Annotated in this window: 18 protein-coding genes; 13 read left to right on the plus strand and 5 right to left on the minus strand. The window is 60.4% G+C overall.

What is annotated here, in order from left to right; genetic code table 11:
- Positions 1 to 58: 58 nt before the first annotated feature.
- From QP994_RS06045 to QP994_RS06070, 6 genes are all read left to right on the plus strand, one after another.
- Positions 59 to 733 carry an ACT domain-containing protein gene (locus QP994_RS06045; protein ID WP_284854977.1) on the plus strand — a complete coding sequence of 225 codons (675 nt, stop codon included), beginning with the start codon at positions 59 to 61 and terminating at the stop codon, positions 731 to 733.
- Positions 734 to 829: 96 nt separating this feature from the next.
- Positions 830 to 1,354: an ArsR/SmtB family transcription factor gene (locus QP994_RS06050; protein WP_284854978.1), complete on the plus strand. Its 525-nt coding sequence runs from the start codon at positions 830 to 832 to the stop codon at positions 1,352 to 1,354.
- Complete coding sequence (locus tag QP994_RS06055) at positions 1,354 to 2,376, plus strand: serine hydrolase domain-containing protein (RefSeq protein WP_284854979.1); 1,023 nt, start codon at positions 1,354 to 1,356, stop codon at positions 2,374 to 2,376. The genes QP994_RS06050 and QP994_RS06055 overlap by 1 nt, the downstream gene beginning before the upstream one ends.
- Positions 2,373 to 2,630, plus strand: coding sequence for a hypothetical protein (locus QP994_RS06060; RefSeq protein ID WP_150386055.1), 258 nt, complete (start codon positions 2,373 to 2,375; stop codon positions 2,628 to 2,630). The genes QP994_RS06055 and QP994_RS06060 overlap by 4 nt, the downstream gene beginning before the upstream one ends.
- Before the next feature lie 21 nt (positions 2,631 to 2,651).
- Positions 2,652 to 3,320, plus strand: coding sequence for a hypothetical protein (locus tag QP994_RS06065; RefSeq protein WP_284865718.1), 669 nt, complete (start codon positions 2,652 to 2,654; stop codon positions 3,318 to 3,320).
- Entirely contained in the window at positions 3,308 to 3,622 is a 315-nt protein-coding gene (locus QP994_RS06070) for a hypothetical protein (protein WP_284854981.1), read from the plus strand. The genes QP994_RS06065 and QP994_RS06070 overlap by 13 nt, the downstream gene beginning before the upstream one ends.
- 6 nt (positions 3,623 to 3,628) lie before the next feature.
- Here QP994_RS06070 and ligA read toward each other — a convergent pair whose 3' ends face one another.
- Together ligA and QP994_RS06080 are read right to left on the minus strand one after the other, a co-directional pair.
- Positions 3,629 to 5,659 carry an NAD-dependent DNA ligase LigA gene (ligA, locus tag QP994_RS06075; protein WP_284865719.1) on the minus strand — a complete coding sequence of 677 codons (2,031 nt, stop codon included), beginning with the start codon at positions 5,657 to 5,659 and terminating at the stop codon, positions 3,629 to 3,631.
- Between the two features lie 128 nt (positions 5,660 to 5,787).
- Positions 5,788 to 6,558, minus strand: coding sequence for a MerR family transcriptional regulator (locus tag QP994_RS06080; protein ID WP_284865720.1), 771 nt, complete (start codon positions 6,556 to 6,558; stop codon positions 5,788 to 5,790).
- A gap of 74 nt (positions 6,559 to 6,632) precedes the next feature.
- Between QP994_RS06080 and QP994_RS06085 the strand changes: the two genes are divergently transcribed.
- Complete coding sequence (locus QP994_RS06085; RefSeq protein ID WP_284865721.1) at positions 6,633 to 7,310, plus strand: 3'-5' exonuclease; 678 nt, start codon at positions 6,633 to 6,635, stop codon at positions 7,308 to 7,310.
- A gap of 15 nt (positions 7,311 to 7,325) precedes the next feature.
- On the opposite strand, the gene QP994_RS06090 is transcribed toward QP994_RS06085, so the two are convergent.
- The 3 genes from QP994_RS06090 to mnmA form a co-directional block, all read right to left on the minus strand.
- Complete coding sequence (locus QP994_RS06090; RefSeq protein ID WP_284854984.1) at positions 7,326 to 7,700, minus strand: hypothetical protein; 375 nt, start codon at positions 7,698 to 7,700, stop codon at positions 7,326 to 7,328.
- A gap of 70 nt (positions 7,701 to 7,770) precedes the next feature.
- Positions 7,771 to 8,640 carry a uroporphyrinogen decarboxylase/cobalamine-independent methonine synthase family protein gene (locus QP994_RS06095; RefSeq protein ID WP_284865722.1) on the minus strand — a complete coding sequence of 290 codons (870 nt, stop codon included), beginning with the start codon at positions 8,638 to 8,640 and terminating at the stop codon, positions 7,771 to 7,773.
- On the minus strand, positions 8,637 to 9,746 hold the full coding sequence (gene mnmA / locus QP994_RS06100; RefSeq protein WP_284865723.1) for a tRNA 2-thiouridine(34) synthase MnmA: 1,110 nt from the start codon (positions 9,744 to 9,746) through the stop codon (positions 8,637 to 8,639). Before mnmA ends, QP994_RS06095 begins: the two co-directional genes overlap by 4 nt.
- Before the next feature lie 106 nt (positions 9,747 to 9,852).
- Between mnmA and QP994_RS06105 the strand changes: the two genes are divergently transcribed.
- From QP994_RS06105 to QP994_RS06130, 6 genes are all read left to right on the plus strand, one after another.
- On the plus strand, positions 9,853 to 10,986 hold the full coding sequence (locus QP994_RS06105; protein ID WP_284865724.1) for a sensor histidine kinase: 1,134 nt from the start codon (positions 9,853 to 9,855) through the stop codon (positions 10,984 to 10,986).
- Complete coding sequence (locus QP994_RS06110; RefSeq protein ID WP_284865725.1) at positions 10,983 to 11,669, plus strand: response regulator; 687 nt, start codon at positions 10,983 to 10,985, stop codon at positions 11,667 to 11,669. Before QP994_RS06105 ends, QP994_RS06110 begins: the two co-directional genes overlap by 4 nt.
- Before the next feature lie 83 nt (positions 11,670 to 11,752).
- Positions 11,753 to 12,670: an ABC transporter ATP-binding protein gene (locus QP994_RS06115; RefSeq protein ID WP_284865726.1), complete on the plus strand. Its 918-nt coding sequence runs from the start codon at positions 11,753 to 11,755 to the stop codon at positions 12,668 to 12,670.
- Complete coding sequence (locus QP994_RS06120; protein WP_284865727.1) at positions 12,667 to 13,413, plus strand: ABC transporter permease; 747 nt, start codon at positions 12,667 to 12,669, stop codon at positions 13,411 to 13,413. Before QP994_RS06115 ends, QP994_RS06120 begins: the two co-directional genes overlap by 4 nt.
- Before the next feature lie 4 nt (positions 13,414 to 13,417).
- On the plus strand, positions 13,418 to 14,167 hold the full coding sequence (locus QP994_RS06125; RefSeq protein WP_284865728.1) for an ABC transporter permease: 750 nt from the start codon (positions 13,418 to 13,420) through the stop codon (positions 14,165 to 14,167).
- Between the two features lie 11 nt (positions 14,168 to 14,178).
- Positions 14,179 to 14,973 carry a spermidine synthase gene (locus QP994_RS06130; protein WP_284865729.1) on the plus strand — a complete coding sequence of 265 codons (795 nt, stop codon included), beginning with the start codon at positions 14,179 to 14,181 and terminating at the stop codon, positions 14,971 to 14,973.
- The last annotated feature ends 11 nt before the right edge of the window (positions 14,974 to 14,984 follow it).

Genomic DNA, 14,984 nt, shown 5'->3' on the forward strand with positions numbered 1-14,984 from the left:
CTCGGTCGCCCTTATACTACGGCAGCACCCCAATTGAATTTCAACGAGACGAGATGTCATGTCCTACCTGATCCGTGTTGTCCTTCCAGACACCCCCGGCAGCCTTGGTGAGCTCGCCGAGGCCTTCGGCATGGTCGACGCCAATATCAAGTCCGTAGACATTGTGGAATCAGTTTTTGCCGGCGATGCTGCGATGGTGACCGACGATATTGTTGTGGAACTGCCCACCGGCGTCATGGTTGATTCCCTCATCACCGCCGCCGCATCGGTCAAGGGCGTTGAGGTGGATTCCATTCGCCCCTTCACCGGCCGTGTTGACCGCCGTGAGCAGGTACAGATGCTCGCACGTGTGGCCAACCAAGTCCACGATCTGCCCGCCGCGATGGAGGAGCTCGTTTCCGTCATGCCCATGGCGTTGACGTCTTCCTGGGCTGTGGTCCTCCGCGAGACCGACACCGGCAGCGAGCGCGTCGCCGCATCTCAGGCCGCGCCCGGCGACGACGGTTCTGAGCCAATGCTTATCGACGTCTCCCATGCCCGCATCCTCCGCGACGACACCGACACGTGGGTCCCCGATGCCTGGTGGCTCCTCGATTCCACCCTGGCCATCACTCCTCTGGGTACCACCGGTCTCTACATGGTGGTCGGTCGTACTGGCGGCCCGGACTTCCTCGCCTCCGAGGTCAACCACATCGGCGACCTCGGTGCCATCGTGGGAGCCTTGGTCCGCTAAACAGCACCCTCCACCCCCTTTGACTCGTGCGCGCTTCGGCGCGCTTTTTCTTTTTCACGCTTGACAGATTGCCAGTGATTCCGTATTTCTAGAGTCATGCAACAGGAGATTTCCATTTCCCATGAAACCGATACAACGATCCTGGAGCGCCTGAAAGCTCTCGAGTCCCGAGTCGCTGCCCTCGAATCCTCCCCCACTTCATCGTCTTCGGGAGATTTCTGGGTCGTGGACCAGATCCAGTGCTCGAACTCTTCCGATCACGACCATCATGGATCCGTCGTCTTCGGAGGTGCCATCACACTTGACGGCCGGGAGTACGCGTACCAATGGGAACGCAGCGCCGACTACCTCACCGGCCGCGAGTGGAACGAGTACATTCACCGCATCGCCGCGATCGCACATCCAGTCCGAGGCGCTATCCTCCGTCGACTCTTGGTGGCGCCCGCAACAGTCGCCGAGCTTGTCGACGAAGCCCTTGTTTCCTCCACCGGCACCGCCTATCACCACATTGCCGCCCTTCAGAGCGCCGGCTGGATTGCCAAACTCGACGGCCGCTACGAAGTCAGGCCTTCCCGTGTCATTCCTCTATTGACCATCATTGCCGCCGGAGAGGACCACTAATGCGCCAGCAATATATCCGCCGCATCGCCGTAGGCGTCCCCGCTGCTCTGGCCACTCTTTCATTACTGCTCTATTTCGGCCCTCGCCCCATCGATTCCGCTACAGACCACACTGGCGACGACACAATTACATCGGTGCTCGTCGCCCACGCCCCCAAGGGGTACTACCAACTCGCCGGATTCATCTACGACGGTGGCGAGGTCCGCTTCGGCGGCTTGGGAGCCGACGAACACACCGAGTTCGAGATCGGTTCCCTGACCAAGACTTTCAACGGCGAGCTGGCCCGCCAACAAATTGAAAATGGCTCCCTTCGCCTGGATACCCAAGTCCAAGACATTATCGATGCTGCAGGAACCCCCATTGCTGATGTCACCATTGAGGAACTACTAAATCACACCTCAGGCCTATCCAGACTGGAAGGCGTGGGCTTTGCCAACCTAGTGCTGTCCCTGCTCCGCAATGGCGGCAATCCGTACAAGGATGCCACCCCGAACGACATTCTGGAAGCTGCCAAGCAAGCAGAACTCAAAAATCGTGGCGAAGAAAACTACTCCAATTACGGTCACGCCCTTCTCGGACAGCTCCTCGCTGTCAACGCTGACACTCCCTATGAAGAGCTGTTGCGCACCCAAATCTTCGAGCCGGCCGGAATGGCCTCGACTTTCCTCGCTATGCCGGGCACTGTCGACGGCCATCCACAGGGCCTCACTTTCAGCGGCCGTGAAGCCGAGCGCTGGGATATGAACGGCTGGGCTCCCGCAGGCGCCATCCGTTCCACTGCACACGACATTGCCAAGTATGTCGACTGGGTTGTCGCACACGGTGGCCCGGAGCTCGGCTGGGCGGATTTTGAGGAAGACGGCACAACATATATCTTCCACAACGGCGGAACCGGCGGATACAGCACAATGCTCGTCTGGGACCCAGAATCACCACATCCTCGCGCCGCATTCGTCGCTAATTCGAGTGAAGCCGACGTCGACGACCTAGGAATTGAACTGGTAAAAGGTACGCGCCCATGATCAGCCTAATTGTCATTCTAGTCTTGCTCGGGTTATCGACGTTCAGCTTGATGCGCAAGAAGAAGCCATTCATTGGTTTCTTGGATGCAGTTGTCACATCCCTCGTAGTGGTTCTCATCGCCCGAGGGATGAGTTGGAATGAATCCATCCCGATCCTTGTCTGGTGGCTCTTCGCGGCTTGGGCAGCCATCCTCGTGGGCCTCCAATCAGCGAGTCTGTTGACCCAAGAAGGTACAACCGAATCCAACGGTTAGCAGCCAACTATCCTTGTGAACATGAACGATATGGAAAAGCTCTACGAGTCTGCGGCGAAGCTGCAGAAAGTGGCGCCAGATGCCGTACTCGTCGGAGGAAGTGCGGCCGTTTTCTACGCTGGCCACCGCATGTCGTTCGATCATGATCACGTGATCCAGAACCTTCAAGGACGGTACGACGCAGTTCTTGAATCGGTTATGGCGCTCGAAGGCTGGACGACCGATCCACGCGCTTCCAAGCCGCCAATGACGATTATGGGCAGTCTCGATGACTATCAAGCTGGTCTTCGTAACTTACGACGCAAAACCCCATTAGAGATCGAAGAGATCACTCTCCCATCGGGGGACACCCTCCGGATTCCTACAATTGCCGAAGTCCTACGCACAAAGGCCTTTCTCATCGTTCGTCGAAACCAAGTGCGCGATTATCTCGACGTAGCTGCCGTTAGCTCCCAATTAGGCATCAAGACAGCCTGCAAGATTCTTTCCAACATCGATTCGTACTACTCCGAGATGACCGAAACCGATGGTTCAGTGCTTTCCGAGCTGATCTTCATGTTGGCGGCACCGAATCCTGCAGACACCCGGAATCGAGATTCGCTTGCGAACTACAAGGGTGTTTCAGCCGATTGGAATTCATGGTCACGGGTAGAAGCCACGTGTAAGGAGTTGGCTGCATGGCTCACGTAATTCGTCCGCAGATGTTCCGAAACGTCTCGGCATCGCCAAAGGATCCGATCTCCTCGTGGCCCTACGAGGTGTACGCCGCCACCCTGCAATACGGCAATGTTTTTGACTGGCGGGTCTTCGCCGAGGAAATCCGTCGGGACCCATGGGGCGAGGTGGCAGAGCTCATGAACAGTGTCGTCCATGAGCTTCCCAATTTGGATGCTTCCCCACTCTTCTTCCTCATTCTGGGGCAGGCCCGTGGGGATGAAGAGATCTTCTTCAAGTCGCTGCCTGGGCGCGACAACGACTATGAAGCCTGGTGATTCGGTCTAAATCTCGCCGGTTTCCAGCAGCTGTTCAAACTGGGCTTCGTCCAAGATGGTGATGCCCAGGTCGCGTGCTTTCTCCTCCTTGGAACCGGCGTTCTCCCCCACCACGACGTAGTCGGTCTTCTTCGACACCGAACCCGACGCCTTGCCACCGCGGGACAGGATTGCCTCCTTGGCGCTGTCGCGGGAGAAGTTCTCCAGCGTTCCGGTGACCACGATGGTCAGGCCTTCAAGCGTTTGGGGTGCTGCGTCCTCGACGGAATCTTCCATGGTCACGCCAGCAGCGGCCCACTTATCCACGATGTCCACATGCCAGTCAACCTCAAACCAATCCTTGAAGGACTCGGCGATGATCGTGCCGACACCGTCGGTCTCAGCAAGGTCTTCTACCGAGGCTGCACGCAGCGCATCCATGGACTTGTAGCGCGCCGCCAAAGACCGCGCCGCCGTCGGACCAACATGGCGGATCGACAAGGCCACCAGCACGCGCCACAGGTCAGTGGTCTTTTTCTCCTGCAGGTTGCTCAGGAGCTTCGTGCCCGAAGCGTTAATCTGGCCGTCTTTTCTCGTGTACGTAGACGACTTCTTTAAGTCGTCGGGGGTTAACGAGAAAAGGGTGGATTCGTCGATAAGCACTCCCGATGCGATGAGATCATGCGCACCCTTCTCGCCGAGAGCTTCGATGTCGAAGGCCCCGCGGGAACCGATGTATTCCAGGCGCGCGCCGAGCTGCGCCGGGCACGAGCGGGTGTTCGGGCAACGCCAATCCGCATCGCCTTCCTTCGCGGGCGCAAGCTCCGTGCCGCAGGCCGGGCAGTCTTTGGGGAAAACAAATTCGCGCTCAGTGCCATCACGCAGACCCGCGACAGGGCCGAGGACCTCCGGAATGATCTCGCCCGCCTTGCGCACCACCACCGTGTCACCGATGAGCACGCCCTTGCGTTTGACCTCCGTCTGATTGTGCAACGTGGCCATCGCGACCGTCGAACCGGAGACGAACACCGGCTCCATCACCGCATACGGCGTGGCGCGGCCCGTGCGGCCGATGGACACCTCGATGTCCAACAGCTTCGTAGTCACTTCCTCCGGCGGGTACTTGTAGGCGATCGCCCAGCGTGGCGCGCGCGACGTGAAACCGAGCTGTCGTTGTGTGGCTAGGTCATCGACCTTAATCACCACACCGTCCATCTCGTGGATGGCATCATGGCGGTGGTCCGCCCAGTAGGTCACCGCGTCCTGGACCTCCTGGGCGGTCGCAGCTTTCTTGGTGTATTCGCTGACGGGCAAGCCCCAGGAGGCGAGCTTCTCGTACGCCTCATGCTGAGAAGTGAACTCCACACCCTCTCGCGCCCCAATGCCGTGGCAGATCATGCGCAACTTGCGGGTGCGCACCGCCTCCGGATCCTTCTGGCGCAGGCCACCCGCCGCCGTATTGCGCGGGTTCGCAAACGGTTTACCGCCTTCCTTCTGGCGTAGCTCGTTGAGCTCCGGGAAATCCTCCGGGCGGATGAACACCTCACCGCGGACCTCCACCAGCGCCGGGGCGTCGCCAGTGAGTTCATGCGGAATGTCCTCGATGACCTTGGCGTTGGCGGTGATGTCTTCGCCCACGCGACCGTCCCCACGCGTGGCGGCGCGGACGAGTGTGCCGTTCTCGTAGACAAGGTCGATGGACACCCCGTCGATCTTCAGCTCCGTCAGGTACGGGCCGGGGGTTTTGGCTAGCCAATCTGCCAGTTCCTCAGCTGAGAACACGTTGTCCAAACTGGTCATCGGCTCAAGGTGCTCAACATCCGCGAAGGCTGAATCCGTCACCGCCGCGCCGACTTCCTTCGTCGGTGAATCCGGCACCGCCAGCTCTGGATGTTCCTCCTCCAGCTTCTGGAGCGCGCGGAACATCTCGTCGAACTCCGCGTCCGTGATTACCGGGTCACCGTTGTAATACAGGTCCCGGTGGTGGCGAATCTCCTTAGCCAGCTCATCCCACTCGAGGAGGAGATCCTTATCGATGCTGCCGTTATTTTCAGTCACGCTGCCCCAGTGTAGATGCGCGGAACCAGGAGGGGGTTATTCGGACGAGGTCGAGAAATCTCGCCACTGTCGCGCTTTCATCTTCTAAAAACCCAGGTTACTAAAAGTGCGATGTAAGAAAAATCGGATCACCTTTGTTGCCACTCCGGATTTGCCACATCCACGCCCTCATCCGCAGCATGCTTTTCGATGAGATCCAGCAGATACCCCTGCGCCCCCTGATACGCCTCGTGGAAGCGCTCATCACCGACGTACATCCGCGCCAAAATAAGCTGACGGGCGGGAGTGACTTCGTACCACTGCCCGATCATCTCTCGGTGGCGCGCGACGAGCGCGGAGGCTTCGTCAGAGCCAGCCTCCACCCCAGCGTCTCGTGCAGCAACCAGGTCCGCGGCGAACGCCTCCTGGTCACGCTGTAACTGCGCGAAGTCGCCTTCACCCATCTGCGCCAGCTTCTCTTGGGACTGCACCCACTCAGCGGTGTCACCCCAGCGCTCTTCGGCTTCTGCCTGGTATTCCGGCATCTTCTCGCCGAGGTATTTCTTCATTGCATCCATGTTGATCTGTCCTTTCATGGTTTCGTTGATAAGGTCATCCACCGCTTCGATTTGCTCGTGCACAGCGGCAAGCCGTTGAGCTAGTTCAGCGCGGTGGTGGTTCAGGGCGGATTGAAGGGTGTGGGAGGGGGCGTCGATAAGCTTGGCGATGCTTTCGAGCGACATCCCCACGCCGCGGTAGAGCGCGATGGCTGCGCAGCGTTCCACATCAGCATCTGAGTACATGCGGTACCCGCTGTAGGTGCGGGATGGTTCCAGCAGGCCACGCGCCTCCCAGTGCCGCAATGTTTTCGTACTCAGGCCGAGCATGTCGGCCATTTCTCCAATCGTGTAATCACCCATGCCACATAGTGTGAACGTTGCCCTAGGGGCAAGGTCAAGATGTGCGTGTCGCACACCTCATTAGAATGAGCACCATGCCTACTTTCGACGCGTCGCGGATGCTCTCCTTCGACCTTGAAACCACTTCGGCGAATCCGCTGGAAGCTCGCATTGTGACCTCTGCGCTCGTGCGTATCGACGGCCGCGAGGTCACCGCCACCGAACACCTCGCCGACCCCGGTGTGGAGATCCCCGAGCAGGCTGCCGCGATCCATGGCATCTCCACGGAGAAGGCCCGCGCGGAGGGCCGTCCGCATGATGAGGTGCTGAAGGAGACCGTGGACACCATCAAGCAGGCGTGGGAAGACGGGTTCACGTTGATCGTGTTCAACGCGCCCTACGACCTGACGGTACTGCGCGCGCTGACCGGTGATTTCACAGTGACAGGGCCAGTGTTTGATCCGCTGCTCATTGACCGCGCGATGGACCGCTACCGCAAAGGTGGCAAGCGAAACCTCGGCGCATTGTCTGAGCACTATGGGGTCCAGCTGGAGAATGCACACGAGGCCACGTCCGATGCGATGGCTGCTGCGCGGATCGCCTGGAAGCAGGTCAATTCAGTCTGGCCTGAACTAGCTCAAAAGGACCTGGATGAGCTCATGGAATTCCAGGCCGTCAAGCATTTTGAGATTCAGACGGACTTCCGCAAATACATGGAATTCCGCGGTCGCGACACCTCCACCATCAACACCGCGTGGCCGATGATCAGCTAGCCATGCTTGTGCCAACTACAGCTGGTATTCGCCCTTAACCTCGTTGACGAACTTCGACAGACCTTTCTTGTCCCAGCCGGCGTCGAGGGTGTGCGTGCTGCCGTCACTCGTTTGCACGACCATCTCGCCCTTCGAGTCGTCGAAAGCCACATGATCGACATCGCTGAGCGGGATTGATTCAACCTTCTTCCCTACCCCGAAGATCAGATTGCCGTCCTCGACCTTCGCTCGGTGCTTCTCCCCTAACGCCATAGCAATCGACAGACCAAAAGCGAACCCGACCGAGATGGCCAAGGCAAGGTTGTCGAACACGTTGCTCATTGCGAAGCCGAAGAGCACGCTGAAAATCAGGATGTAGTACCACTCGTAGTGGTCGTGTTTCCAGCTCATCGCAACGCCCCTTAATTAGTGAACCGTTTCTTATTTAGGTTACCGAAACGATTGCTACGCGTTCTGGACCTCAGTCCACTGTCGCGACTGCGTTCGCCATCTCGGTTGCTGCGCTGAACTTCGCCGCTGTATCCAGCAGCGTCGGGCCAGCCTCGCCATAAACGTCGATTGTGGTTAACGCCGGGTCGATCTGCAGCTGATCGAAGATGTTGAACACATCGCGTGGTTCCATCACGGGCACAGCAATGCGCGCACCGCGGTCGAGCGCGCCAGCCAGGGCATCCCAGTCGAAATCGCCAGCGAGGTTCACGGTGAACCAGTCGGCCGCGTACAAAGGGTCCGGTGTGTTGAGGAGGTGCTCGCCGAAGGGCTCGTAGGCCTCCAAGAGACGCTCCTCAGGAACGGCCGGGATGTCCTCATAGTCCGTCGTTCCCGTGAGCGTTCCACCTCGCACGCGCGTAAGCGCCGGCTCATCGAGCTGCAGGAGCGTGCTCACGCCGAATCGCTTCTCGACGTCTGACCTATGCTCCCCCGCCGCATATTCCAACGCCTCGGCAATCTCCCGTGTCGCGCCCCGGTCAGTGATCATGCGGTGGCCGTTGGTCATTTCCAGTTGGGCGGCAAGGGTCCACGGACCAACAAGCTGGACCTTGAGTTCGGTGAGTTTGCCGGCCCAGAGCTCTTCGAGCAGATCCAGGTCGCGTTCAAACTGATCGCGGGCGCGCATGGTGGCGATCTGTGGGCGGCGTGTGACCCGCCAGGAGCGGGGCCCAATGTCCAGGTTGAGTGGCAACAGTGCTGCCGTACGACCAATCAGGTCAGAGCCCACGCCGCGGGCGGGTAGCTGCGGAAGGTGCGGTGTGGGTAATTCAGAGAGCACAACGTCCGCAGCCTGCACGAGGTCGGTGCCGGGCATAGGCCCCAGGCCAAAGGCCGTCACGCCGACTCCGTCCCGTAGATCGTGCCGGACCCCAGCACGATGTCACCCTGCCCGTCCGGGTCCGGCAAATAAAGCACGGCAGCCTGGCCGCGTGCAACACCGGAGAGCGGCTCGGCGAGCTCCAAGGTCATGGTGTCGGCTTCTAGGTCCACATAAGCGCGGCATTTCACCACACCGCCGTGGGCACGGATCTGCACAAGAGCGGAGAGCGGATCTCCGCTCTCGGAAGGCTCGGTCATAGCGGAGTGAAGAACCTTCAAGCGGTCGGCGTGGATCGTGGTCACGTCTAGGGCTGCACGCGGGCCGACGGTGACGGTGCCGGTTTCAGTGTCAATGTCGGTGACGTAGCGCGGCTTGCCGTCGGCAGCGGGCACGCGGATGTTCAGGCCCTTGCGCTGGCCGATCGTGTACTGGAAAGCACCGTCATGCTCTTTGAGCTCCGTGCCATCCTGGTCAACGATCATGCCGGGACGCATGCCGATGGACTTGCCCAAAAACGCCTGGGTATTGCCATCCGGGATGAAGCAGATGTCATAAGAATCCGGCTTGGACGCAGTGGAGAAACCATAGGCGGCGGCTTCCTCACGGATCTGTGGCTTCTCAGTGTCGCCGACTGGGAAGAGGCAGCGGTCCAGCTCATCGCGCGTCATCACTCCGAGGACGTAAGACTGGTCCTTGTTGGCGTCGGTGGATCGGCGGAGGTTGCCAGCGTCGTCGATAAGCGCATAGTGCCCTGTTGCGATCGCGTCGAAGCCGAGCGCCAATGCGCGCTCCAGCAAGGCTGCGAATTTGATTTTTTCGTTGCAGCGCAGGCACGGGTTTGGGGTCTCACCGCGGGCGTAGCTGTCCACGAAGTCATCGATGACTTCTTCTTTGAAACGGTCGGAGAAATCCCACACGTAGAACGGAATGCCCAGCTTGTCGCACACGCGACGTGCGTCAGCGGAGTCCTCGATCGAGCAGCAGCCACGTGCGGATTCGCGGGTTTGTTGCGCGTCCTTGCTCAGGGCGAGGTGAACGCCGACAACATCATGTCCGGCGTCGACGAGCCGCGCCGCCGCCACAGAGGAATCGACGCCGCCACTCATTGCTGCCAGTACTCGCACGTGGCGTGAGTGTAGTCGCGTCAACGCAGGACAGAAAATGCTCGACCCACAAAGTGGTACCACGGTACGACGACAGTGATGCGCCCAGAAATTACGCTGGCATAGCATGACCAATCATGTGGAGGTTGAGCTTATTCGACCCCGGGACGTACTTCTAGCGCTCGTGCTCGTGGCGTTTTGCCTCATCAGCCCGTTCGCGACAGGTTTCGGCTTGCTCGACGCAGCCCTTGTCGTATGCGCGGGTGCCGCGCCGTTCACGCGCCGTCGCTGGCCGTGGGTGACCATTGCATCGTGCGTCGTGGTGCTCGCAGCCTGCTCTTTCACTGAGAGCCTACCAACCGGGGTGATCGGTGTTGCGATGATCACCGCCTACATCATCGCGCGCCACCTTCCCGCACCCGTAAGGTATGTCGTGGCCACCACGCTCCTTGCCGGCGACATCGCCGCGACGGCGCTTATCGCCCCAGCTTTGGTGACGTTGCCATTGCCTGTGCGCGCCCCGTACATCGCATGGAGCGTCACGTTGCTCGTCATTGCCTTCCTTCTCGGTGAACTGCGGCACCGTGCGGAGGAAGCGGCAGCGAAGGAACTACAGATCCAGCTCGAGCGCCAGCGCGATGTATTCGAGCGTGTGGCAGCTGAACAGCGCGCGCATCTCGCCCGCGAAATCCACGACATTGTGACGCATTCTCTCACCGTCATCGTGGCGCAGGCCGACGGCGCACGCTACGGAGCCTCGTGCGACGACGCGCTGCGCACGATCAGCACGGTCGGCCGGGAATCGTTGCGCCAAATGCGCGGTGTCCTCAGCCTACTGCGTGGCGGGGAGCAGCGCCCTGTCGAGCCGCTCGTTCCCGCACTCGATATCGATGGTCTTGTCGCCACTAGCCGCGCGGGCGGACTCGACATCGACTACAGCGTCGAAGGCACGCTGCCCCCACTCGACCCGGGCACGATGCTGACAATCCACCGCATCGTCCAAGAAGCACTTACCAATGCGATGAAGCACGGTGACGGCACTGCGCGGCTCACCGTTGCCTGGCACCCAACCGAGGCTACAATCTGCCTCGAAAATGGGTTCACGCCCGGCGCCAAACAGCAGCAGGGTCACGGTCTCCGCGGGATGCGCGAGCGAGCATCGCTTATCGGCGGCTCCCTTACCTCCTCCCCCTCCCACAACAACACCTGGCTCACCGAAGCGCGCCTGCCTTTACAGCATGCAGATAGGGTCGAGCCATGACCCATTCCATCGGTCTCGTCGACGACCAGCTGCTCTTCCTCCACGGCATCCGCGCTGTGGTGGACTCCCAGCCAGACCTATCGGTGGGCTGGCTCGCTGGCGACGGTGAAGAGGCCCTGGAGGCGATGGCCGCTAACCCGGTCGACATCGTGCTCATGGACATCCAGATGCCGGTCCTCGACGGCATCGCAGCCACACGCCAGTTCTCGCAGCACTTCCCGGACGCGAAGGTGATCATTCTGACCACATTCGACGACGAAGGTTACGTGATGGGGGCATTGTCCGCGGGCGCGAGCGGATTCCTGCTCAAAGACGCAGAGCCAGACACGCTGTTGAGCGGTATCCGCACCACTGCGGCCGGGGATGCGGTGATCTCGCCGAGGGCGACGAAACGGGTCGTCGATAAGCTCAGCTCTTCTTCTACTGAGACCGATATGCCACTTGCTCCCGCCGATCGTCTTGCCTTGGACGAGTTGACTGCGCGCGAAACCGAGATCCTGGTCGCAGTCGGGCGTGGTTGGTCGAATACGGAGATCGCCGAGCGAATGTTCATCTCCATGCCGACGGTGAAGACCCATGTCGGGCGTGTCCTGGCGAAAACAGGCTCACGCGACCGCGTCCACGCCGCGCTGTTCGCGTACCGGACCGGACTCGTTGCGCGCGAAGACTTGCTGGATTCCTAGAGCGCGTCATACCCGAGTAGGACAGCGAAGATCATGCCCCGTGCCGACGCGGAACCTGCTGGTGGTGCGGGAACCTTGAGTGCATGGAGACATCATCGATCATCAGGACAGAAAGTCTGACAAAGACGTACGCTGGCGCAACCGTGGTCAACAACCTTGGCTTGGATGTTAAGCCCGGTACCGTGCACGGGCTGCTCGGTCCGAACGGGTCGGGCAAATCGACCACCATGAAAATGCTGCTCGGTTTGGTCACACCCACCAGTGGCCAAATCAGCATGCTCGGGCGCCCCATGAACCGCGCGACCCGCCCCGAAGTACTCGCCGGTGTCGGTTCACTCATCGAAGCGCCGTCCGCATACCCGCATTTGACCGGTGGCGAAAACATGAAGATCGCGTCGCGACTCTTCGGCGCCTCTCCCGAAAATGCGCAACGTGCGATCGAGCTCGTGCGCCTGGGTGACCACATGGACAAGCTGGTTAAGAACTACTCGCTTGGCATGAAGCAACGCCTCGGCATCGCGATGGCGCTCGCGCGCGACCCGCAGATACTCATCCTCGACGAACCCACCAACGGCCTCGACCCGGCCGGTATTGAGGAAATCCGCGCACTTATCGTCAGCCTCGCCCGGGATGAAGGCCGCACGGTGTTGGTATCCAGCCACCTGCTCTCCGAAATCGAGAAAATGGCCTCGAATCTGACCATCATCGACCGGGGCAGGCTCATCTTTCAAGGCTCGCAGCAAGAGCTTTACGACGCCCAACTCCCCGACCTCTTCATCCAAACCCCCTCTGCAGAGGCCGCCGCATCGCTTCTGGCTGCCCTGAGCCCCGTGCAGGTTGCTGGCGGTCTCGAAGTACAGGGGCTCAGTGATGACCAGGTCGCCGATGTCTGCGCCCGCCTGGTCAGCCACGGTGTTCCGCTGCACCAGGTAGTGCGCAAACGCCGCAGTCTCGAGGAGATCTTCATCGGACTGACAGGACGGGAAGGTTTGAGCGCATGATCGTCGAAATCGCAAAGCTGCGCCGCACCAAGGTCGTGTTGCTCGGATTCCTTCTGTGTGCGGGAATTGTCTTATTCGCCGGCATGAATCTCTTCGCCGGGGGCCGCATAGACGATTTCCGCGCGGACCCCGAGGCCTCCTGGGCTGGTCATCTTGTCGGCTACTGCATGGCGTTGGCGTTCTTGTCGCCCTTGCAGTTGGCTGTAGTCGCCAGCCGAGTGGTGGACACCGAAAACGTCAACGGCGGGTGGCGCCTCAACGCCATCGCCGGTGTGCCACCGAGCACACTGATCGTACGCAAATTCGCCGTGGCGACGGTGCTCGTGGCCATGCTCAATCTCGTTGAGTTCGTAGGCGTCATTGTCGTGCCTCTCCTCATGGGCACCCCGGTACCGGGCTCCGAGATGCTTTCCACCTGGGTGTTTTTCGGTCTGGGAGCACTCGGCACCTCACTTACACTGCTCGCCGTCATGTTGTGGTTGGCAGCGGTGACCGACTCCCAGATTGTTGTCCTGGCGATCGGCGTCATCGGTGGCTTCCTCGGCGTTGCCGCACTGCTCTCGCCGACATGGCTGGCCGCTATCAATCCTTTCGGCTACTTCGCCATGCTGACCCCATTCACCTTTGGTGACTCAGGCATCGCGCCGACTACCCCGCACTGGTTCGCGTGGGGCATCTACATCATCACCGCCGTCGCTGTTGTCACTGCGGCAACCCGCATGCTCGATCAGAAGGAGCTCTAGAAACATGAAGTTGCTGTGCAACGACCTTTTGAAATTCCGCAGGTCCCACATGTGGGCTGTCCTTACTCTCGTTCCGCTCATCGCGGTAGCAATCGGGGCTGGAAACTACGCGGGCAATCAAGGGCAACTCGACGCCGGGTGGACCAGTTATCTCTCCCAGATCATGCTCTTCTACGGGATGATCTTCATGACAGCCGGTATCGCCATCATCGCCTCCGCTGCCTGGCGCGTCGAGCACCGCGGCCACAACTGGCATTCGCTGCTTACCTCCACCCGGTCGGCGGGCAGCTTGACCGCCTCCAAAATCGCCGCGATTACGATTGCGGTGGCAGCGATGCAGGCAGTGCTCGTTGTCCTGGCCATCGGCGTGGGTTTTGTCCTCGGCGTGCCCGGCACACCACCCTGCGCATTCGGTGTGGTCGCGCTTCTCTCATTACTGCCAGCTGCTGCGGTGTCTGCATGGCAGTCCTTCCTGTCGATGGTGATTCGCAATTTCACAGGTCCCGTCGCCCTCGCTTTGGTCGCCAGCATCTTCTCATTCGGCGCCCTCGCTTCAGGTGCGACCTTCGCCCGCTTCGTCTTGCCACCAGGGCTACTCACCGACACCCTATGGCTGGGCAGCAGTGCAGTCGCAGAAGCAGGGACAATCAGCGAGGTAACAATAATCCAGGTCACAATCGCGTCCACCGTCTTGACGCTGGCCGGGTGGCTCGCCGCCACTGCTTATCTCCGAACAACGGATGTGGATCTGTAGTCTCGGCAGGTATGGCCCAGAAAAGCGAAAACTTCGAGATTGACACCGGCATCGCGGAGATCATCCACGAACCGGACGGGTCGATGTTGTTGCTTGTGAACGGTGTTCCCAGCTCGCACATCGTGCCGGGGGAGCCGGAACGGATGGATTTTGAGTACATGCGGTGGATTGCTGCTGCGGTCGAGAGCCATGCAACGTCAGCTGCCTGGGAGAAGCCTCGTCTGACGCATCTGGGTGGCGCGGGGTGCTCGCTGCCGCGCTATTTCGCGCACGTGTGGCCGCATTCGCGCAACACGGTCGTGGAATGGGACATGGATCTGGCGCAGCTCGCGCGGGAGAAGTTCGACATTCCGCGCGCTCCGCTGGTGAAGATCCGGGTGGGCGACGCGCGCGAGGTCACCGATGGGTTCGTCGAGGCCTCGCGCGATGTGATCATCCGCGATGTCTTCGAGTCCGCCACGACGCCGCGCAGCTTAACGACGCTCCCCTTCTTCCGCCAGTGCCTCCACTCCCTCTCCCCGACTGGCTTGTACGTGTCCAACTGTGGTTCGCACGGTGACCTGAAAGAAGCCCGTGAAGAGTTGGCGGGCATGGCGGAAGTTTTCCCGCACCTTGCTGTGATTGCTGATCCGCCGATGCTGAAGGGCCGGCGCTACGGCAACATCATTTTGCTTGGGTCCCGGGCGGAGATACCCGAAACCCCCGAGCTGACCCGCAGGTTGCTCGGGGGTGGTGTGCCCGCTCACTTCAAAGGTGACGCATGGGCCCGCGATATGGCTGCTTCTGCAACGCCACGCGGGGACTAGCTCGTGGACTA

The organism is Corynebacterium sp. MSK044, assembly GCF_030232825.1.
Taxonomy (GTDB): Bacteria; Actinomycetota; Actinomycetes; order Mycobacteriales; family Mycobacteriaceae; genus Corynebacterium.